The following is a 20,183-nucleotide window of genomic DNA, read 5'->3' as shown; positions in this document are numbered from 1 at the left end:
TATGTACGTTGCCGTAAAAGGGGGCGAGAAGGCCATTCTCGCGTCCTATCGACTATTGGACGCCTATCGGCGCGGCGATACCACCCTGCCTGCTCTGTCGGTGGCGCAAATCGTCGAGCAAATGCCATTTGCCGTCTCGCGCGTGATGACCGAAGGGGCGTTGTACGACCGGCACCTTGCGGGATTGGCGATCAAGCAATCAGCTGGCGATCTCGTTGAAGCGGCCTTTCTGCTCCGCGCGTATCGAACAACGCTGCCGCGCTTCGGTTACGCAACGCCGTTGGAAACGGACCGCATGCAGGTGCGTCGCCGTATTTCCGCCACGTATAAGGACGTGCCCGGCGGTCAATTGCTTGGCCCCACTTTCGACTATACGCAGCGTTTGCTGGATTTCTCATTGGAAGCCGAAGACCAGACCTCATCGCCGGACCCTGCATATGCTACGGAACCGGCGCCAACCACCACGCCCACGGTACCGGACGGCGATAGCGTCTCGCCGGACAATCGCGTTGGTGTCGCGCCACCCGGGGTGACGGCCATTCTGGAACGGGAAGGATTGGTGGAGCGTGAGGAAGTATCGGCTGCGCATGCGGAGCCGACCGACTTGACACGCAGCGCGCTGTCGATACCGGCCGACCGCTCCGCGCGATTACAAAACCTGACGCGGGCGGATGAAGGCTTCCTGCTGGCAATGGGCTATTCGACACAGCGCGGTTATGGCAATACCCATCCCTTTGCCGCTGAAATTCGATTTGGCAATGTCGAAGTCGAACTGCATCTGCCAGAACTGGATTTGCCGGTCGTCATCGGCGAAATCGAGATGACCGAATGCCAGATGATCAATACGTTCGCCGGCGACGCCACGCATGCACCGCAATTCACGCGCGGCTATGGCGTCAGCTTTGGTTATGGCGAGCGAAAGGCGATGTCGATGGCACTGGTGGACCGTTCGATGCGTGCCACGGAATTCGGGGAGACCGATACATCACCCGCGAATGACCAGGAGTTCGTCTTGTATCACAGCGATAACGTCGAGGCCTCGGGTTTCGTGCAGCATTTGAAGCTCCCCCACCACGTCGACTTCCAGGCCGATCTCAGCGTGTTGCGTCAGCTGCGAGCCATTTATGAGAAAGAAAAAGCGCGGGCGGCCGAGACCGAGTCGCCGCCGCTTCCGACAGAGACACCTGCATGAGTACCAAGACCGATATGACGTTCGATGCCCCGGTTGATGCCCTGCGGTTGGATGATGCCGCGGCGTCGCGCGATACGCATTACAACTTCGCCTACCTGGATGAGTCGACAAAACGCATGCTGCGTCGCGCCTTGCTGAAGGCCGTGGCGATTCCCGGTTATCAAGTACCGTTCGCGAGCCGGGAAATGCCGTTGCCATACGGCTGGGGAACCGGCGGCATTCAGGTGACGGCGGCGATTATCGGCACCGAGGATGTCTTGAAAGTAATCGACCAAGGCTCCGACGACACGACGAATGCCGTCAACATCCGCCGTTTTTTCAGCCGGGTGGCCGGCATTGCCACCACCGACCGCACCGCCGCGGCAACCATTATCCAGACACGCCATCGCATTCCCGAGGCGCCGCTACGGGAAGGTCAGATCATGGTGTTCCAGGTACCCAAGCCCGAACCCCTGCGCTGGCTCGAACCGAGCGAACGCGAAACGCGCACAATGCACGCGCTGGGCGAATACGGTCCGATGTACACGAAGCTGTACGAAGATATTGCGCGATATGGGCACATCGCAACGTCCTACGACTATCCGGTCATCGTCAACGACCGCTATATGATGAGCCCGTCGCCCATCCCGAAATTCGACAACCCGAAACTGAACGCCTGCCCGGCATTGATGCTATTCGGCGCGGGTCGAGAGAAGCGTGTCTATGCGGTCCCGCCATACACGAGCGTGCGAAGCCTGGATTTCGACGATCACCCATTCACGGTTGAACAGTGGCCGCACCACTGCGCCATCTGCGGCGCGGCGGACAGCTACCTCGATGAAATCGTTGTCGATGACAAGGGCGGGCGCCAATTTGTCTGTTCCGATAGCGAATATTGTGCGGAACGGGTCGCGGCGCTCGGCATTCATGATGCGCGGCTCGAGGGGCGTCACCCGTGAACAACCATCCTCTCCTTTGCGTTCGTGCATTGCGTAAAACCTGGGACGGCATCCGGGGCTGCCGCGACGTTCACTTCGATTTATATCCCGGCGAAGTGCTGTGCATCGTCGGTGAGTCCGGTTCCGGGAAATCGACGCTACTGCAAGCTATTTCCGCGCAGACCGCGCTTGACGCCGGTTCGGTCCATTACGCGATGCACGGTAACGGCATGATCGATCTTGCCACATTGAGCGCGGCGCGGTTGCGCTTGCTGTCACGCACGGACTGGGGCTTTGTTCGACAACATGCCCGCGATGGACTGCGGATGCAGATCAGCGCCGGCGGCAATATCGCTGAACGGCTGATGGGTGTTGGCGAACGTCATTACGACACGTTGCGCGGCGAAGCATCGCTCTGGCTCGAAAAATTGGAAATCGATGCGGAGCGGCTCGACGACAAACCGGACACTTTCTCGGGCGGCATGCAGCAGCGCCTTCAGATCGCACGTAACCTCGTCACCCATCCGCGTCTGCTGTTCATGGACGAACCCACAGCCTCGCTTGATGTCTCGGTGCAAGCCCGCCTGCTCGACCTGATTCGGCAACTGGTCAATGATCTGCGACTGGCCGTGATTTTCGTGACGCATGACCTGGCCGTCGCGCGATTGCTTGCCCATCGGACATTGGTGATGCAAGGCGGTCTCGTCGTGGAAAGCGGGCTGACGGATCAGGTATTGGATGACCCGCAACATCCCTATACGCAATTGTTGGTTTCGTCGATGCTGCAAGGATGATCATGAACCATTTCGAACCGATGATCCGTGTGCGCGGGCTAAGCAAGACCTTCACCTTACACAACCAGGGTGGTGCGCAACTTCCCGTACTGGAAGATGTCGAATTCGACGCAGGGGCTGGGGATTGCCTTATTCTGGCAGGCGCATCCGGTGCAGGTAAAAGCACACTGCTCCGGTGTCTTTATGGCAATTATCTCGCAAGCGGCGGCAGCATTCGTGTTCGCAAGGGACAACATGGGACGGTGCAACAATACGCGACATCCAACAATTCCCCGGAACGCCTGCCTTCCGCGTCGCCCTCGACACACACGAAAGACGACTGGCTAGAACTGGTTGGCGCGCCCGAACAAGACGTCCTCTGGGCGCGGCGACATGCAATTGGATACGTCAGTCAGTTCTTGCGGGTCATCCCGCGTGTCGGTGCGCTCGATGTCGTTGCCGAGCCGTTGCGGCAAGCGGGCATAGACCGAGACACTGCGCGCGGACGTGCCGCGGCACTACTACAGAAACTGAGGCTACCGGAACGACTGTGGTCCGTGCCACCGGCTACGTTCTCAGGGGGCGAGCAACAGCGCGTGAATATCGCGCGCGGGTTTATTGCCGATCACCCGATTCTGCTTCTTGATGAACCCACGGCATCGTTGGACGGCGACAATCGCGCCGTCGTGGTCGAGTTGCTCCTGGAAGCCCGTGCATCCGGCCGTTGCTTGATCGGGATTTTTCACGATGCATCGGTCGGCGAGGCGGTGGGCACCCGGACATTGCCCATGCGCGCGTTGGGCGAAACGCCGGACGCCGCGACGGCGGAGCACGTCGTCCCTTCCCGCACGATCGCGTTTCGCGGCTAACCGCGCGGGCGGCATGTTCCTCTTCCGCGGCGGACGGGCGGCGCGTCATGCCGAGACCCTTCAATGTTTTTTTCACCACGCATTCCTGGAGTTCACGATGCCACGGTATTACCTGCACAGTGCGCGTATCGTTCTGCCCGACACCGTCCTGGAAGATAGCGCCTTGCTGATCGAAGCGGGACGTATCATTGCGATCGAACCAGGCGGCGGCGGCGACGCCACGCAGATCGATCTGCATGGCCAAATGCTGCTGCCCGGTCTTGTCGACTTGCATTGCGATGCCATTGAAAAGGAAGTGGCCCCCCGTGCGGGTGTGATGTTCCCATTGGACTTCGCAGTCCAACAGATCGATCGGCGCAACGCGGCGGCCGGCATTACAACACCGTTCCACGCCATATCCTTTGCCAATACCGATGGTGGCGTCCGGGATCTCGGCACTGCGACGGCGCTGGTTCGCGCCTTGTCGGCTTATGGCCACAGAGGTCTTGTCGACAACAGGATCCACTGTCGCTATGAAGTCACTGATGCCGGCGCAGCCGATATCCTGCATATGCTGCTTGATGAACGTATCATCGGCCTGCTCTCGGTGATGGACCACTCTCCGGGCCAAGGGCAGTTTCGTACCGTCGATGCCTATGTCGACTATATGTGCGGCAACCACGCGCTCGACCGGCAGACCGCCACCGCCATCGCTGAAACAAAAGTGGCTGGCCGCGAGGGCGCGCTGGAACGCATGACCGCCCTGCTCGAACACGCCACGAAGACCGGCATCGACGTCGCCAGTCATGACGATGACAGTGTCGCACGCGTGGCGGCCATGCAAAAGCTCGGAGTGCGTCTGACCGAGTTCCCAATCGATGCGGTGACCGCTCGTGCGGCCGTCGATGCCGGAATGGCGACGATACTTGGCGCCCCGAATGTGATGCGCGGGAAAAGCCAAAGCGGCGCTATGCGTGCAATCGACGCCATCACTGCGGGTACGGCGACCTGCCTGTGTTCCGATTATCAGCCATCGGCACTGCTACCGGCAGCTTTCATTGCAGCGCAACAAGCAGGGCTTGCGCTGCACGAGGCCGTCGCATTGGTCACGCGCAACCCGGCGACCGCCTGCGGACTGCACGACCGCGGGCGCATTGCCGTTGGTTTGCGTGCCGATCTCGTCGCGTTACGCCTGGGCAACGCCTGGCCGACGATCACGCAAACGTGGTGCGAGGGACGTCCGGTGTTTTCAACGCAATACCCACCTTCGTCCGCGTACGTACCCGTGCCGTCGGCGGACGATACCGATGCACAGGGGGCATCCCGCTTCCAATCGGTCGTTTCAACCGCTGAAGCCAACTTAGGGAGCCTGACCGTTTAACAAAAAAGGCTGTCACATCCGCAACATATTGACACCCTACGATGGTATCGCGCGTCGGACGCTATTTCGTCGTACGTACTACCTTTCCTGCTTCGAACATGTACCTGGGGAACTGGCGTTTCCCTGCTTATGCAACCTTCGACCCGGTCCGATTCCGCGTCTGGCACTTCACCTGCGGCTCTTTTTAAAAAATAGGAAAAGACGTGAATTTCAAGACTTTCGGCACCTCACTGGTTCTCTCGGTCGGCATGCTGCTGACCGCGGGCGTTGCACAGGCGACCACATCCTGTCCGGGCGAAGGCACCGTCCGTTTCGGCGTGGAACCGTACGAATCATCCGCGCGGATGATCCCGGTTTACAAGTCGATTGGCGATTTGATCTCGAAGCAACTGGGCTGCCCGGTGGAAGTATTCGTCGCCACCAGCTACAACGCCGAAATCGAAGCCATGCGCAGCAACAAGCTCGACATCGGACAATTCGGCCCACTTGGTTATGTACTGGCGCACAAGGTCGCGCACGCCGAGGCCGTTGCGACGTTTGCAGACACCGATGGCAAGCCGTCCAGCTATACCGCATCAATCGTCACCTGGAAGGGATCCGGCGTGACGAAGCTCGCCGATGTCGCCGGCCAGTCATTTGCCTACTCCGATCCGAGTTCCACCTCCGGCCACTTGTTCCCAGCCTACGCGCTCAAGAAAGCAGGCATCGATCCGGAGTCGGGCGTGCGCGCGTTGTATGCCGGTAGCCATACCGCGTCCTTCGAGGCTATCCGCAATCACAAGGTCAAGGCGGGTGAACTGAACAGCGAAGAAATCGAAAGCGCCAAGTTACACAATGCTTACGACGCCGATGCTTACGTCACGCTGTGGCTCTCGGACCCGATCCCCATCGATCCGATCGCCATACGCGCCTCGCTGCCCGCCGACTTCAAAGCACGCCTGACCACGATTCTACAGAACCTGGATCTGCATCAACTGCCGGAGGATGCGCAGAAATTCATGGTGGCGAATGCCGCACCGGCGTTAAGGACGGTGCCACAAGTGGATGCAGCCTACGATCCAATCCGCGCTCTCGTCAGCACGCTGCACATCGATCTCAATAAATTATGAATGGATTCCTGAAAACAGTTGCGGATCGTCAATCGGCAGCGGTGAGCGCTGCCAATTCGACGCTTCCCTTTCCGCACGGCGTTGGCGCGTTGGCTGGTCTCCAAAAACAGCGGCAATGCGGATTGGACGTGCAGGGACTGTTGATGCGCTATCCAAATGGTCATACCGCATTGCAGCGCATTGATCTCCAGGTCGCGCCCGGCGAGCTGATCGCCGTACTTGGCGCGAACGGTTGCGGCAAATCGACATTGATGAAATGCATTGTTGGCCTGTTGCAGCCGACGGCTGGCAAGATCAACGTCGAGGGGCGGGATCTTGCCGTACTCTCCGGCGAAGCACTGCGTGTCGCACGTCTGCCGGTCGCGTTGATCTCACAGCACGCAAATCTGGTCAAACGCCGCAGCGTGTTGGCGAATGTCTGTACCGGCAGCCTTGGTCGCCATCGTACATGGAGAACCGCGCTCGGCCGCCTGCCACGCGAAGAAATCACGCCTGGATTGAACTATCTCAATGAAGTAGGCCTGTTGCATCTCGCCTCCCAGCGTGCCGGCACACTGTCCGGCGGCCAGGCGCAGCGCGTGGCGGTGGCGCGGGCGCTGACGCAGCGACCCCAGGTCCTGCTCGCGGATGAGCCATTGGCCAGTCTCGATCCGGAAGCCGCGGACGAAGTCATGCGTCTGCTGCAGCGATTGGCGCGAGAAGAAGGCCTGGCAGTGATTTGCGTGTTGCACCAGCCGGAATTGGCAAAGCGTTACGCGGATCGCTTGATCGGTCTGTACCAGGGCAAGGTCGCGTTCGATGCGCCATCGGCGCGGGTGAGCGTCGAACAGATCGCCAATCTGTATCGATCGGAGGCGCGATGAGCCGTACGCTTCGCCCTTATGCGCCGACCGTGTCGCGCTCCTCCGATGAACCTGTCGCCGCATCGAAGGAAGTCGAAGCCGTTGCGCACGCGTGGCGTCGCCGCAACCGCATGTCGCCATTGACATTCGTGGCGTTGCTTCTCGGCGCGGCGCTGCTCGCGCAGTCGTTCTACATCGTCCAGGCAAGACCGCAAGACCTGCTCACGGGTGTGCATGGCATGATCGATATTCTGTCACGCTCCTGGCCACCCAATGTGCACAAGTTGCAGTCAAGCGCACGCGCCGTGCTGGAAACCATCGATCTGGCTATTTTTGGAACAGTCGGTGCGGTCATTTTTGCTTTTCCACTTGCGATCTTGTCCGCGAGCAATGTCAGCCCGGCAAGGCCGCTTTACTATGCATCGCGCTTTTTTATCGGAATCACGCGCGTGGTGCCGGACCTCGTCTGGGCGTTGCTGTTTGTGACAGCGGTTGGCCTGGGTCCTTTCCCCGGCGCATTGGCACTTGCGGTACATTCGATCGGCATGCTGGGGCGCTTGTTTTCCGAAGTAATCGAAGACATGGACATGGGTCCGGTCGACGCACTATCCCTGACCGGCGCCAGCAAGCTGCAGATATTCACGCATGCGGTTGTGCCAGGCGTATTGCCATCATTACTGGGTATCGCCTTGTATCGCTTTGACGAAAACCTTCGTTCGTCACTGGTTCTGGGCTTTGTCGGTGCGGGCGGAATCGGATTCGAATTGTTGACGGCAATGAATCTGTTCGATTACCAGACCGTATCACTATTATTGATCGTCACCTTCGTGCTGGTTACCGGTGCAGAGCGATTGTCCGCATACCTGCGCTCGAAAGTAATGTAATCCCACTCGCGGCGAGCGAATTCGTCCGCCAGTGCGCTCCGGCGGCAATCGTCGTCGGACGTGACGTCCGCATGTTGCGCGTGACACCCGCGTCCCTCTCGCCACCGCCGTGACCGGCAAGCCCGGGCGCCGCGCGTGGCAGCATCCCGCGCACCTTGGCGTTGATGACCGTGCGTGCCATCCGGATAAAAGACAAGTTCAAACAAATCCATCGATAATGCGTTGATGCATCCGCACGGGCTGCCTGGCAGAACGCCGGTCTTATCGACATCGGCGGCAGGGAGGCCGCGCGCGATAACGCAATACGAGGAAAACGTGAAAAAAATCGGATTTTTATCATTTGGGCACTGGAATCCATCCACCCAGTCGCAAACGCGCTCTGGCAAGGATGCGCTTCTGCAGTCTATCGACCTGACCATCGCAGCCGAGGAGCTCGGACTGGATGGCGCGTATTTCCGCGTGCACCACTTCGCGCGCCAGTTGAGTTCCCCCTTCCCGCTGCTGGCAGCGGCCGGCGCGAAGACGCGTCACATCGAGATTGGCACCGGCGTCATCGACATGCGCTACGAGAATCCGCTGTACATGGCGGAAAGCGCGGCAGGGGCCGATCTGATTGCGGGCGGCCGGCTACAACTGGGGATCAGCCGCGGCTCCGGCGAACAGGTGAACGAAGGCTGGCGTTACTTTGGATATGAGCCCGCGGACGGCGAAACCGATGCCGACATGGCACGGCATCACACCACCGTATTGCTGAATGTACTGGGTGGGGCAGGCTTTGCCGAACCGAATCCCCGGCCAATGTTTCCGAATCCGCCCGGCTTGTTGCGCGTCGAACCTTACTCCGAAGGATTGCGAGAACGCATCTGGTGGGGCGCCAGCTCCAACGCAACCGCCGTGTGGGCCGCGAAATCAGGGATGCATTTGCAAAGTTCGACGTTGAAAGACGACGAAACCGGCGAACCTTTCCACATTCAACAGGCAAAGCAAATACGGGCGTATCGGCAGGCGTGGCAGGAGGCGGGTCATACGCGACCGTCGCGGGTCTCCGTCAGCCGGAGCATCTTCGCCATCGTGAATGCGCGCGATCACGCCTATTTCAGCGGCAGTGGTGATGCGCAAGACCACTTCGGCTTTCTCGACGAACACAAGCGCTCTATTTTCGGCCGCGGTTACGCCGCCGAACCGGATACGCTGATCTCACAACTGGCGGCGGATGAGGCCATTGCCGAGGCTGATACCATCCTGCTCACGGTACCCAATCAGTTGGGCGTGGACTATAACGTGCATGTCCTGGAATCGATCCTGCAACACGTGGCGCCGGCGCTTGGCTGGCGCTAGCGCTTCGTTCTTGCAGGCAACGCATACGGCGCAGGCGCGTTGCAGCCCCGTGTACCGGGACCTTTCGACGACCCATCGGATCACAGAATAACGTGACGCGGCACCGGATGGCTGCCGCTGTCCAGCAGCCAGAACCGGAAAATAGTATGGCGACCGCCCTCACGACCCTGCTCGACACCATCTGGAAACGCCTGATCGGCGAAAACAGCCCGGCGCGATCCCGGTTTGGATTACTGCAAGCCGCCAGCATCGATGAGGACGGTGCCCCCTCCCTCAGGACCGTCGTGCTTCGCGAAGTCGATCCCGCAAGCGGCCAGGTACGCTTCTATACAGATGCCCGGTCACCGAAAATCGCGCAATGGCGGCGCGACCCGCGTATCGCCCTGGTGGGTTATGACGCAGAACGACGGACACAGCTCCGAATGACAGGACAGGTAACGTTCGCGGATAACGATGCTCGGCGTGCTGCCTGGAACGCTTTGTCGCAGCACAATCTGATCGACTATCGCGGTACGGTAGCGCCGGGGACGCCATTGGCATCGGTCGACGGTCCGGAGGTAATGGCACGCTCCAATAAACCAACCCAGCGCGATCTCGGCTACGACAACTTTTGCATTGTCAACGTACGCCTTTCGTCCTTGGATTGGCTCGATCTATCAGACAAGCAAAGGCATGTCCGCGCTCGCTTCATGCATCAAGAGGGACACTGGCAAGGTGAATGGATCGCACCGTGAAGACACCTCTGCCGGTCACTTTCGATCGATCATTCCACGGGGCGGTAACCGCTAGCCGTCAGGATGGACGATCCGCGTTACAATCTGCTGCGCGATTTTGCCCATTCTCAGATTTGCCATGTACCACCCTACTCGGGAATTCCTGCTCGGTCCCTTGCTGAAAGGGGTTTCCCGCTCGTTCTATCTGACGCTGAATATCTTGCCGGCCAGCATGCGGGACCCGATCGGCCTGGCCTACCTTCTTGCCCGCGCTGCCGACACGATCGCGGACACGTCGCTGATCGCACCGCAACAGCGGCTCGGGTTCCTTCTCTCACTGCGAGACTGGGTTGCCGGCGCACCCGTCGATACCGATACGCTGCTGCAATTGAAAACGGAAGTGGCCTCGCAACAGACCCAATCCGATGAGAAAGCGCTGTTGGAGTCGCTGGAACCCGCGCTCGCGATCCTGGCGCAACTGAGTGAAACAGACCGTCAAGCCGTACGCGGCATCGTGGCCACGCTCACCGACGGAATGGAATTCGATTTGCGCACCTTCCCGGATGAGCGCTCTGGTGATGTCGTCGCATTACCGGATTGGCAGGCCTTGGATCGTTACACTTACTTGGTCGCGGGATGCGTAGGGGAATTCTGGACGAAGATGACCTACGTGCATCTGCCCGCGACCCTCAAGCTGCCTGAACCAACGATGATGGCGCGTGGCGTGGCGTTTGGAAAAGCGTTGCAGATGACGAACGTGCTGAGGGATTGCGGTAAGGACTTGCGTATCGGTCGATGCTACTTTCCTGCCGACTTGACCGCCGAACACGGCTTGACGGTGCAAGATCTTCTCGCACCAACCAATAGTCTCCGCGTCCGCCCACTGCTGTTCGCACTGGTTGAACGATCGTTACCGCTGTTTCGCGAAGGCCTCGCCTATCTATGCGCCATTCCACCCCTGTCGATCCGGCTGCGACTAGCCTGCGTATGGCCGATCGTGATCGGCCTAGAAACGCTCCGCTTGCTGATCGCCAATGACGCCTGGCTCGACCCCGCCCACGTATCGAAAATAACGCGCCGGCAAGTATATCGGATCATCGCACGATCCATCATCCAGGTGCCGTCCGATAAAGCACTGCATCGCTGGATCGAGGGTTTGATCAGCGACATCGAGAAACGCATGGCGATGCGGCCGCCTGCCTGAACCTGGAACAGGGACCGCGGGTTCCTCACGGCGTCGTGAACCGACACAGCGACCCCGTGCCACGCCGTTTTATCGTATTTGAGAAATTTATTTTTTCTCATATAAGATAACGATCATGTTCTAGCGTTCCCCGGGAGCCGATCGTGCCGTCCATCACTGCTGCAAAACCGCCCGTATCCAAGACCTATGTGATCGCGGCGGCGACGATTGGCACGGCGCTGGAATTCTACGACTTCGCGATCTACAGTTTTTTTTCAATCCAGATCGGCAAACTCTTTTTCCCGCAGTTCTCATCCATCAGCCAGTTCCTGCTATCGATTGCAGTGTTCGGTGTCGGATTCGTCATTCGACCGATAGGAGGCGTCGTCATTGGCGCCTATGCGGACCGGGTGGGGCGCAAAAAGGCCATGGTCCTGACGATCATGTTGATGGCCATCAGTTGCGCGCTGATCGCTTGCGCGCCACCCTATTCGGTCGCGGGCGTGGCCGCGCCGATCATTGTTCTGATTGCCCGCCTGGTACAAGGTTTCGCGGCGGGAGGCGAATTCGGTCCAGGCACGACATTGCTGATGGAATACGCCACGGACAAAAAGCGGGCCTTCTTTGCCAGTTGGAACTTCGCCGCCACCGCATTGGGGCTGGTCTTCGGATCGATTGTCGCCACGCTGATCAACACGTTGCTGGACAAGGACCTGGTCGCTTCCTGGGGCTGGCGCCTTCCCTTCCTGCTCGGCATTGTCGCAGCGCCATTGGGGTCGCTGATTCGCACGCGCCTCGAAGAAACGCTCATCGTGGATGCTGCCGGCACAACGGCAAGGCAACCTGCCTTTGGTGCACTGAAAGCGGTGTTGACAAAACATCTCGATTTGACGATGGTTGGTACGCTAGCGGAGTTGGGGGGCTCGGTCTCGGTTTATATCACCGCTTTCTTCCTGCCTGCGCACGCGATACGAACGCTGCATATGTCGTCGACGCACGCGGCAATTTCCGGGGTGGTCAGCTCCCTTGTGTTGTTCCTGTCCGCACCGATCATGGGATATCTCGCGGATCGGTTCAGCCGGAAACGGGTATTGCTGATCTCGCGCTGCGCGATGATCATTGTCGTCTACCCTGCTTTCCTGCTACTGAGCATGCATCCGACGCTGATCATGCTATGTGGCGTGTCGGCTGTCCTGGCGGTATTGGTAACGGGGCAAATCATTCCGGTGCTGGTAATGATTCCAGAAATGTTTCCAACGAATGTCCGCGCCACCGGCATTGCGATGACCTATGTCGTCAGCGCATCGATATTCGGTGGCTTCTCACCCTTGATCGCCGCAGTGCTGACGGCACGCTCAGGCAATCCATTGGCGCCCGCATGGTATGTGGCAGCGGCTTGCCTGATGTCATTGTTCGCGCTAATCTGGCTGCGCGACCGTACCGGTGAAAAACTTACGTGACCAAGAGACATGCATCGATGACACATTCCAACGCGCTTGTCCAACTACCGGCGCCTACGCTACGCGCGATGATAGCGCGCAAGGACATCTCCCCGGTTGAACTGCTGGATGCTTGCATTGATCGTATCGAGGCGATCAATCCCGCCGTCAACGCCGTAACCGCCACTTGCTATCCTGAAGCACGCGAAGCAGCCAAACGGGCGGAAAGCATGGTCCTGCGCGGCGAACCGCTCGGCTTGCTGCATGGTCTGCCACTCGGCGTCAAGGATCTCGAAGACACGGCCGGCCTATTGACAACGTATGGCTCACCACCCAAACGGGGGCATGTACCAACAGCCGACGTCGTGTTGGTCGAGCGCTTGCGCGCAGCAGGTGCCATACTCGTCTGCAAGACGAATGTCCCGGAATTAGGGGCAGGCGCGAATACGCGCAATCCGGTATGGGGCGCCACCGGCAATCCGTTCGATCCCGAGCGTAACGCGGGTGGCTCATCCGGAGGCGCCGCCGCCGCGTTGGCCTGCGACATGTTGCCCGTCTGTACCGGATCGGATACAGGCGGTTCCCTCCGCATTCCCGCATCGATCTGCGGCGTCGTTGGCTTACGACCCACGCCGGGCCTTGTACCGAATTCTCGTCGCTTGTTAGGTTGGACACCTATATCGGTCGTCGGCCCGATGGGGCGTACCGTCAAGGAGGCATGCTTGCAGTTGGCCGCCACCGCAGGACTCTCGGCAGGCGACCCTCTGAGCTTTCCGACGAATCCGTTACGCTTCCTGGATCTGGCGGATATCGACCTTGGCGAACTGCGCATAGGCTGGACGGAAGATTTCGACGCGTGTGACGTCGACGACAATATCCGCGACACGTTCCGCGAGCGGATTGCCGCGATCGCACCAATGGTCAAACGCTGTGAGCGCGTGCAATTCGACCTTGGCGACGTACACCGCTGCTTCGATGTAATCCGAGCCGAAAGCTTTGTCGCCGGATTAAGGGATACCTATGAAAAAGATCCCATGCTGCTTGGCGAAAACACGCGGGCAAATTATGAGATGGGAGCAAGCATGTCGCTTGCCGACAGTGCGTGGGCGCAAGCAGAGCAAACACGGGTATTCAGGAAGTTCCAAGGCGCATTCGCGCAATACGATGTAATCCTGTCACCAACGACGCCCATCTCGCCCATGCCATGGCGTACGCTTTATGCGGATACGATTGCCGGCCGCAAACAGGAAAACTACTATCGCTGGCTGGCGTTGACGTATGTGGTGACGCTGGCGACGCACCCTGCCCTTTCCTTGCCTTGTGGCGTTGACGACAAGGGCATGCCATTCGGACTGCAACTGGTAGGCCCTTTCCACGGCGACGAAAAGACCCTGGCAATCGCCCATGCATTCGAGCAGGCTTTCGCGCAGTCCCCTGTGTTACAGCGCCCGCGACCGAACCTCGACAATCTTTTGACGGCACGCCCCGAACTGAAGTCCATCGTGACCTCGCCGCCCCTTTTTCATCCCGCCGGCATCGCGGATGTCGGCCCCTCCATCGTATAAACCATGCACACTGAAATCAAGCGCTTCAATAGTAATCAACGAATGAGCCAGATCGTCATTGCAAACGGCTTTGTCCATCTTTCTGGTCAAGTACCGGATTCGAGCAATGCATCGATCACCGATCAAGCCACTGAAATTCTGACGCGCATTGAATCCCTGCTAGCGCAGGCCGGTGTGGACAAAACGCGTCTGGTGTCCGCCAACGTCTGGCTGACCGATCCAAAGCACTTCGCCGAGTTCAACGCCGTGTGGGATGCATGGCTTGTCGAGGGTCACGCACCCACGCGCGCCTGTGTGCAAGCGCTATTGATGCGGCCAGGCATCGATGTCGAGGTTGCCGTGGTAGCCGCACTCTGACGCCCCTGATGCACCCTGACTGAAAGTGGACACAACAACCGCTTTCATGCCGCATCACGCGGCATCGGCATCGGCATCGGCATCGGCAAGTCCGAAGCCGATGCCGAAACCGGGCTGGACCTGGCTTTCTTTACGTATCGAAGCGTCGAACATGGAATGGCGCTGGATCGACAAACGGTGTCTTCCCAGTCATCATTTCTGCAATCAACCGCCCCGTCACCGGTCCAAGGGTCAATCCATGATGCGCATGCCCGAATGCAAACCACAGGCCATCGTGACGGGTCGGGCCAATGATCGGCAGCATGTCCGGCGTGCAAGGGCGCCGACCCATCCAGGGCTCCGGGTCCAGGCGCTGCGCAAGCGGAAACATCTGCCGTGCCATCGGCTCCACTATTTCCAGTTGTAGCGGTGTACGCAGCGCATCATCACGCGCCAGCTCCACACCTGTAGTCAAGCGTATGCCGCGGCGCATCGGTGCCAGCAGATAACCGTTCTCCGCGTCCAATACCGGATGCTGCAAAGAGGCATTTGCCTCCGCCGCGTAATGCATGTGGTAACCACGCTTGAGCCCAAATGGAATGCGATAGCCAAAGCGCGCCGCCAGCGTGTTGGACCAGGGGCCAAGGGCAACGACAATCGACGCGGCGTTGACCGGACCTACTTCCGTGGCTACGTGCCAACCGGTGGCCAACGTCGACGCGTCTCCCACAATGACTTCTCCGCCGAGCGAACGAAAATAGTCGAGATAGGCATCAAGCAACCCTTTTGGATCGCTAACGGTTTCCGACCCTGTATAAAGAACGCCGCCCAGCAATGCGTGCGAGAGGCAAGGTTCGAGCGAGCGCAACGCGACGTGATCCAGCGCTTCGTAGGAAACACCATATTCGCGCTGCCATCGCGCGACCGCTTGCAATTCATGATCCTGCACTGCGGCGCTTCGAAACACCTTGATCCATCCGCCCGCGCGAATGAATTGATCCGCGTTCGCCGCTTGCGACAGGGCGCGATGTTCGGTGACGCAATGCGCAATCAATGTCTCGTACGAGCGAGCGATTGCAGCGTGGCGTGCGGCTTCCGAATGGTACCAATAACGGGCAAGAAACGGCGCCAACCGCCCGATGGCGTTACGGTGGTAGCGAACGTCCGGGGACCCGTTCCGGGCATATCTGAATAACGTGGCCGCATCACGTGGGAACGCATACGGGTAAACACCTTCCCTTTGTATCAAACCAGCGTTGCCAAACGACGTCTCGTTTCCGGGGGATTGTCGATCGACAATCGCAACCGATCGGCCCTGCTTCAACAAATGAATGCCCGTGGCAACACCCACCATGCCGCCCCCTAGCACCACCGTATCAAATTTCATGGGTTCAATCACTCCGGCATAGCGCGTTTTGACATGCGTTATCATATCAGAGAAAAAACGTTTTTCTCATATACGATAATTCAACGACCCCCTGGCGCATGCCCTCATCGCAATCCACATCTCGTAATACCGCATCCGATCCATCACCGCTGGTGCTGGATCTGCAGACGGTCGGCGGGCTCCTGCGGAAACAACGCAAGGCGCACAGGTTGACGCTGGCGGAACTTTCCACTCGCTCCGGCATTGCCGTATCGACGATATCGAAAGCCGAACGCGGTGACATCGCACTGACCTATGATAAGTTCGCGGCGTTGGCGCAAGCGCTGCGCATTGATTTTGACGAAATCTTTGGTCGCCCATCGAAAGCCACACCAGACCGAATCATCACGCCTACGGTAACACGATCGGGCGAACAAGCGATCTATGACACGCCGAATTACGAATATGGCATGTTGGCGAATGCACTGTCTGGCAAACGCATGGTCCCCTTGCGCGGTCGCATCCATGCGCGGAAAGCGGAAGATTTCGCGGACTATGTCCGGCATGCCGGCGAGGAATTCGTCTTCGTACTATCGGGAAAGCTGCGCCTTCAGTTCGAGGACGGCAAGATATTCACACTGGCTCGTGGCGATAGCCTCTATTTCAACAGCGCCATCGGGCACGTCTACTTGAGCGCCGGCAAGGAAGACGCGGAAGTACTCGTTTGCTGTGTCGACGCGGATCCACATCGACCTGATGGGGTAATCTAACGCTTCTACCAAGGCAAGAATCCACGTGTTACGCGCATGATCGCATGGACAGCTCGACGACATCGATGCCGCACAGGTTGCCGGGACGCCCGCCATGCCAGAGGCCGTACCTCGAACAAACGCTTTAAGCGTAGATCGCTTCGATCAACCGCTTCAAGATTTCCAACTCTTCGGACTCGTCAGCGAGACGGGTACTCATGATAATCGGTGAGACGACCGAGGCATCGGCGAGCGACCGATAGACGACGTCATCACGGCGCAGTCGCTCCACGCTCATGGGAACCAGCGCAACGCCCATTCCGGCGGCGACGAACCCCAGCGCTGTCTGCAGCTCTTGCACCTCATGAATTTCTTCCGGCTCCAGCCCTTGATCCTTGAACGCGGACAGTACCTGATCGGCGTAGCTCGGTCGAGGACGACGCGGATACACGACCAACGTCTCGCGTGCGAGCTGTGCAAGGGTTAGCGGCCCAACGCCACAAAGCGGATGATCATCAGGAAGCGCCGCCAACAAGCGCTCATCGCGCAATACGACCCGCTTGACCGATACGTCATCGAGTCGGATACGGCCAAAGCCGACATCGATTGCCCCTGAGTGCAAGGCCTTCAATTGATCGACCGTCGACATCTCGACCAACGACACCTCGGTATGCGGGCACGCCACGCGAAAGCGGCGCACCACGGTTGGTACGGCGCCATAGAGTGTCGACCCGACAAAACCAATCACCAGCCGACTTTCTACATGGGCGGCACGACGCGTCAGCTTCGGCAGATCATCGGCCTGCTCCAATAATCGCCTGGCCTGTCCCAAAAAGAAACGGCCGGCTTCGGTCAGCTTCACGGGCCGGCTGCCGCGCTCGAACAGTCGCGCTCCAATCTCTTCTTCGATCTGCTGGATCTGTCGGGACAACGGCGGCTGAGAGATGTTCAGCATCTCCGCGGCACGCGTGAAGTTTTGCGTGGTTGCCACAGCCACGAAATACCGCAGATGACGCAACTCCATTCTTCATACCTTCAAAGTATCAAAATATGCTTAGCCGGTGTTGGACAACGTGCTCTCGGCGTTTTTATCATGGTGAAACAGCCAAGGCAATCACGATGATACCTTCGACAGCAACAATCGACTCAGTGGAAACCCTGCTTCTGGACGTCCCCACGATCCGGCCGCACCGCCTTTCCGTCGCGGTAATGCGCGGCCAGACGCTGGTGATCGTCCGCATCCGGCTTTCCGACGGCACTATTGGCCTGGGCGAAGCAACAACTATCGGAGGCTTGAGTTATGGCGAAGAGAGCCCGGAAAGCATCAAGGTCAATATCGATACCTATCTCGCACCGCTGCTCGTGGGAAAGGAAATGGGCAGCGTCCTGAAATTAATGGCGCCCGTGCGGAAAAGCGCGCAAGGCAATCGCTTTGCCAAGTGCGCATTGGAAACAGCGCTGTTCGATGCAACCGCAAAACGGCTGAACGTCCCATTATCGATGCTATTCGGAGGAGCGCAACACGACGCGCTGGCGGTGGCGTGGACACTCGCAAGCGGCGACACGTCGCGTGATATCGCCGAGGCCGAGCAAATGCTGGAAGCGCGTCGGCATTGCGTGTTCAAGCTCAAGATTGGCGCGCGATCGGTGGTGGATGACGTACGGCATTGTGCTGAAATCCAGCGGGCACTGGGCGGCGGCGCGCGCATTCGTGTCGATTTGAATCAAGCATGGACCGAAACGCAGGCCGTCAGCGGCATTGCCATGCTCGCCGATGCCGGCGTCGAGCTTGTCGAGCAGCCAATCTCCGCCTCCAACAGGCGAGGCCTGAAGCGACTGACTGACCTGGCGCGGGTGCCCATCATGGCGGACGAAGCGCTGCACGGCACTGCCGACGCCTTTGCGCTGGCCGTCGACCATGCCGCCGACGTCTTTGCACTCAAAATTGCCCAATCAGGTGGTCTGCTGGAAGCCGCGCATGTCGCTGCCATTGCCCGCGCCGGCAATATTGATCTGTATGGCGGCACCATGCTGGAAGGCCCGATCGGTACGATCGCCACCGCGCATCTTTGCGCCACCTTCGACTCCCTGGCATGGGGCAGCGAACTATTTGGTCCGCTGCTCCTGACTGAAGAGATCCTGACGGAGCCGCTGGTCTACAAGGATTTCGCGTTACACCTGCCGCAAGGCCCCGGTCTCGGCATCGTCCTCGACGACGAAAAAGTTGCGCGTTTCCGCCGCGACGGCAGCAGGTCTTCGACGTAATCGCCCCACATCAAGGAGACACCGCTGATGCTGTTCATCGTCAATATGGAAGTATGTCTGCCACATGATATGCCGGAGGCCGATGCCAATGCCCTGAAGGCGCGCGAACGCGATATTGCGCAGGGATTGCAGCGTCGCGGTGTGTGGCGTCACCTGTGGCGCGTAACAGGAAAATACGCGAACGTCAGCATATTCGATGTCGCCGACAACACCCAGCTTCACGACACGCTGATGTCCCTGCCCCTTTTTCCCTATATGAAGATAGACGTGCGGCCGCTATGCCGCCATCCCTCATCGATCCACGATGACGATCGGTAACCCCTCATAACTAGAAAAGCCCTCTCTCATAGGAGACATCATATGAATCGCCAAGCCATCGATGCCATTCTCTCTTCCATTACCGGTGTTGAAAAAGGCCCGGGTAACGAACGTGTCAAAACCATCGTGAATCGGGTCGTGCGCGATCTCTTCTATACGATCGAAGACTTGGATGTCCAGCCTGCAGAGTTTTGGCATGCACTCGACTATCTTGCCCAAGCAGGTAGAAACAACGAATTCGGCCTGATCGCCGCAGGCCTTGGATTCGAGCATTTCCTCGATCTGCGTATGGACGAAGCCGAAGCCAAGGCGGGCATTGCAGGCGGCACGCCGCGCACGATCGAAGGACCGTTATACGTCGCCGGCGCGCCCGAGACAATCGGTGAAGCGCGCCTCGACGACGGCCAGGAAGAAGGCGAAATTCTCTTCATGCAAGGCACCGTGTCCGATATCAACGGCAAGCCACTGGCAAACGCATTGGTCGAGGTCTGGCATGCCAACCGACTTGGAAACTACTCTTTCTTCGATTCCACGCAGAGTCCCTTCAACCTGCGGCGCAGTATCCGCACGGATGCAGCAGGGCGATACCGCTTTCGCACGATCATGCCGGTAGGTTATAGCGTGCCACCCGGTGGTTCAACCGATACCTTGCTTCGACAACTCGGGCGGCATGGTACCCGTCCCGCGCACATCCACTTCTTCGTCTCCGCACACGGCCATCGCAAGCTGACGACGCAGATCAACATCGATGGCGATCCTTATTTGTGGGATGACTTCGCGTTTGCCACACGGGATGGTCTGGTTCCAAAGATCACACGTGTCGGCGATGCAAAATCAATGGACGAGCACGGCGTGGAAACCGCCTTTGCATCGATCGATTTCGACTTCACGTTGCATCCGCATAGCGAGAACGTTCCTACATCGGAAGTGGTCCGATCGCATGCCAGTGACTGACCGTGGCGGCG

The 20,183-nt window shown here is 59.0% G+C and carries 20 protein-coding genes; 18 read left to right on the top strand and 2 right to left on the bottom strand.

Annotated features, from left to right (window positions below; translation table 11 throughout):
* Nucleotide 1: 1 nt before the first annotated feature.
* The 14 genes from SJQ66_RS07390 (at nt 2) to SJQ66_RS07325 (ending at nt 14,541) form a co-directional block, all read left to right on the top strand.
* Nucleotides 2-1,192: a carbon-phosphorus lyase complex subunit gene (locus tag SJQ66_RS07390; protein WP_320534142.1), complete on the top strand. Its 1,191-nt coding sequence runs from the start codon at nt 2-4 to the stop codon at nt 1,190-1,192.
* A 14-nt stretch (nt 1,193-1,206) separates the two neighbouring features.
* The gene (locus SJQ66_RS07385; protein ID WP_320534178.1) at nt 1,207-2,130 is read left to right on the top strand and encodes an alpha-D-ribose 1-methylphosphonate 5-phosphate C-P-lyase PhnJ; all 924 of its coding nucleotides are present in this window, start codon (nt 1,207-1,209) and stop codon (nt 2,128-2,130) included.
* Entirely contained in the window at nt 2,127-2,903 is a 777-nt protein-coding gene (gene phnK / locus SJQ66_RS07380) for a phosphonate C-P lyase system protein PhnK (RefSeq protein ID WP_024903288.1), read from the top strand. The genes SJQ66_RS07385 and phnK overlap by 4 nt, the downstream gene beginning before the upstream one ends.
* A gap of 2 nt (nt 2,904-2,905) precedes the next feature.
* Nucleotides 2,906-3,751: a phosphonate C-P lyase system protein PhnL gene (locus SJQ66_RS07375; protein ID WP_046153279.1), complete on the top strand. Its 846-nt coding sequence runs from the start codon at nt 2,906-2,908 to the stop codon at nt 3,749-3,751.
* Between the two features lie 97 nt (nt 3,752-3,848).
* Nucleotides 3,849-5,111: an alpha-D-ribose 1-methylphosphonate 5-triphosphate diphosphatase gene (locus tag SJQ66_RS07370; protein ID WP_024903290.1), complete on the top strand. Its 1,263-nt coding sequence runs from the start codon at nt 3,849-3,851 to the stop codon at nt 5,109-5,111.
* 203 nt (nt 5,112-5,314) lie between these two features.
* Nucleotides 5,315-6,220 carry a phosphate/phosphite/phosphonate ABC transporter substrate-binding protein gene (locus SJQ66_RS07365; RefSeq protein WP_024903291.1) on the top strand — a complete coding sequence of 302 codons (906 nt, stop codon included), beginning with the start codon at nt 5,315-5,317 and terminating at the stop codon, nt 6,218-6,220.
* Nucleotides 6,217-7,083, top strand: coding sequence for a phosphonate ABC transporter ATP-binding protein (gene phnC, locus SJQ66_RS07360; protein WP_024903292.1), 867 nt, complete (start codon nt 6,217-6,219; stop codon nt 7,081-7,083). Before SJQ66_RS07365 ends, phnC begins: the two co-directional genes overlap by 4 nt.
* Complete coding sequence (gene phnE, locus SJQ66_RS07355) at nt 7,080-7,946, top strand: phosphonate ABC transporter, permease protein PhnE (protein WP_024903293.1); 867 nt, start codon at nt 7,080-7,082, stop codon at nt 7,944-7,946. Before phnC ends, phnE begins: the two co-directional genes overlap by 4 nt.
* A 315-nt stretch (nt 7,947-8,261) precedes the next feature.
* Nucleotides 8,262-9,284 carry an LLM class flavin-dependent oxidoreductase gene (locus SJQ66_RS07350; protein ID WP_046153275.1) on the top strand — a complete coding sequence of 341 codons (1,023 nt, stop codon included), beginning with the start codon at nt 8,262-8,264 and terminating at the stop codon, nt 9,282-9,284.
* A 146-nt stretch (nt 9,285-9,430) separates the two neighbouring features.
* Nucleotides 9,431-10,018: a pyridoxamine 5'-phosphate oxidase family protein gene (locus SJQ66_RS07345; RefSeq protein WP_052738343.1), complete on the top strand. Its 588-nt coding sequence runs from the start codon at nt 9,431-9,433 to the stop codon at nt 10,016-10,018.
* 118 nt (nt 10,019-10,136) lie between these two features.
* Nucleotides 10,137-11,201: a phytoene/squalene synthase family protein gene (locus SJQ66_RS07340; protein WP_024903296.1), complete on the top strand. Its 1,065-nt coding sequence runs from the start codon at nt 10,137-10,139 to the stop codon at nt 11,199-11,201.
* Between the two features lie 143 nt (nt 11,202-11,344).
* A complete protein-coding gene (locus tag SJQ66_RS07335) occupies nt 11,345-12,640 on the top strand; it encodes an MFS transporter (RefSeq protein WP_024903297.1) in 1,296 nt (431 codons plus the stop codon).
* A 17-nt stretch (nt 12,641-12,657) separates the two neighbouring features.
* Nucleotides 12,658-14,184, top strand: coding sequence for an amidase (locus SJQ66_RS07330; protein WP_024903298.1), 1,527 nt, complete (start codon nt 12,658-12,660; stop codon nt 14,182-14,184).
* Between the two features lie 3 nt (nt 14,185-14,187).
* Nucleotides 14,188-14,541, top strand: a complete 354-nt coding sequence (locus SJQ66_RS07325) for a RidA family protein (protein WP_024903299.1) — start codon at nt 14,188-14,190, stop codon at nt 14,539-14,541.
* Between the two features lie 130 nt (nt 14,542-14,671).
* Here the strand turns inward: SJQ66_RS07325 and SJQ66_RS07320 are convergent, their stop codons facing one another.
* Nucleotides 14,672-15,907 (bottom strand): NAD(P)/FAD-dependent oxidoreductase, encoded by a 1,236-nt coding sequence (locus SJQ66_RS07320; RefSeq protein ID WP_320534141.1) that lies wholly within the window; start codon nt 15,905-15,907, stop codon nt 14,672-14,674.
* A 98-nt stretch (nt 15,908-16,005) separates the two neighbouring features.
* Here SJQ66_RS07320 and SJQ66_RS07315 point away from each other — a divergent pair, with 98 nt between their 5' ends.
* A complete protein-coding gene (locus tag SJQ66_RS07315; RefSeq protein WP_024903301.1) occupies nt 16,006-16,656 on the top strand; it encodes a helix-turn-helix domain-containing protein in 651 nt (216 codons plus the stop codon).
* Nucleotides 16,657-16,780: 124 nt separating this feature from the next.
* Here SJQ66_RS07315 and SJQ66_RS07310 read toward each other — a convergent pair whose 3' ends face one another.
* On the bottom strand, nt 16,781-17,659 hold the full coding sequence (locus SJQ66_RS07310; RefSeq protein ID WP_024903302.1) for a LysR family transcriptional regulator: 879 nt from the start codon (nt 17,657-17,659) through the stop codon (nt 16,781-16,783).
* 95 nt (nt 17,660-17,754) lie between these two features.
* On the opposite strand from SJQ66_RS07310, the gene SJQ66_RS07305 reads away from it, so the two are divergent.
* From SJQ66_RS07305 to catA, 3 genes are read left to right on the top strand one after another with little or no spacing between them, the layout of a single operon-like run.
* Complete coding sequence (locus SJQ66_RS07305) at nt 17,755-18,900, top strand: muconate/chloromuconate family cycloisomerase (protein ID WP_024903303.1); 1,146 nt, start codon at nt 17,755-17,757, stop codon at nt 18,898-18,900.
* Nucleotides 18,901-18,927: 27 nt separating this feature from the next.
* Nucleotides 18,928-19,218, top strand: a complete 291-nt coding sequence (gene catC, locus SJQ66_RS07300; protein ID WP_024903304.1) for a muconolactone Delta-isomerase — start codon at nt 18,928-18,930, stop codon at nt 19,216-19,218.
* Between the two features lie 42 nt (nt 19,219-19,260).
* A complete protein-coding gene (gene catA / locus SJQ66_RS07295) occupies nt 19,261-20,172 on the top strand; it encodes a catechol 1,2-dioxygenase (RefSeq protein ID WP_024903305.1) in 912 nt (303 codons plus the stop codon).
* Nucleotides 20,173-20,183 lie beyond the last annotated feature (11 nt).

Source organism: Robbsia andropogonis, assembly GCF_034047095.1.
GTDB classification, from domain to species: Bacteria; Pseudomonadota; Gammaproteobacteria; order Burkholderiales; family Burkholderiaceae; genus Robbsia; species Robbsia andropogonis.
Note: the sequence above shows the minus strand (reverse complement) of the source record. Positions and strands in the feature narration are given on the sequence as shown.

Coding starts and splice junctions, on each gene's coding strand:
- catA (WP_024903305.1), top strand. CDS start 19,261: ATGAATCGCCAAGCCATCGATGCCATTCTCTCTTCCATTACCGGTGTT.
- phnC (WP_024903292.1), top strand. CDS start 6,217: ATGAATGGATTCCTGAAAACAGTTGCGGATCGTCAATCGGCAGCGGTG.
- SJQ66_RS07310 (WP_024903302.1), bottom strand. CDS start 17,659: ATGGAGTTGCGTCATCTGCGGTATTTCGTGGCTGTGGCAACCACGCAA.
- SJQ66_RS07305 (WP_024903303.1), top strand. CDS start 17,755: ATGATACCTTCGACAGCAACAATCGACTCAGTGGAAACCCTGCTTCTG.
- SJQ66_RS07320 (WP_320534141.1), bottom strand. CDS start 15,907: ATGAAATTTGATACGGTGGTGCTAGGGGGCGGCATGGTGGGTGTTGCC.
- SJQ66_RS07385 (WP_320534178.1), top strand. CDS start 1,207: ATGACGTTCGATGCCCCGGTTGATGCCCTGCGGTTGGATGATGCCGCG.
- SJQ66_RS07315 (WP_024903301.1), top strand. CDS start 16,006: ATGCCCTCATCGCAATCCACATCTCGTAATACCGCATCCGATCCATCA.
- SJQ66_RS07375 (WP_046153279.1), top strand. CDS start 2,906: ATGAACCATTTCGAACCGATGATCCGTGTGCGCGGGCTAAGCAAGACC.
- SJQ66_RS07325 (WP_024903299.1), top strand. CDS start 14,188: ATGCACACTGAAATCAAGCGCTTCAATAGTAATCAACGAATGAGCCAG.
- SJQ66_RS07345 (WP_052738343.1), top strand. CDS start 9,431: ATGGCGACCGCCCTCACGACCCTGCTCGACACCATCTGGAAACGCCTG.
- catC (WP_024903304.1), top strand. CDS start 18,928: ATGCTGTTCATCGTCAATATGGAAGTATGTCTGCCACATGATATGCCG.
- SJQ66_RS07390 (WP_320534142.1), top strand. CDS start 2: ATGTACGTTGCCGTAAAAGGGGGCGAGAAGGCCATTCTCGCGTCCTAT.
- SJQ66_RS07340 (WP_024903296.1), top strand. CDS start 10,137: ATGTACCACCCTACTCGGGAATTCCTGCTCGGTCCCTTGCTGAAAGGG.
- SJQ66_RS07370 (WP_024903290.1), top strand. CDS start 3,849: ATGCCACGGTATTACCTGCACAGTGCGCGTATCGTTCTGCCCGACACC.
- SJQ66_RS07330 (WP_024903298.1), top strand. CDS start 12,658: ATGACACATTCCAACGCGCTTGTCCAACTACCGGCGCCTACGCTACGC.
- phnE (WP_024903293.1), top strand. CDS start 7,080: ATGAGCCGTACGCTTCGCCCTTATGCGCCGACCGTGTCGCGCTCCTCC.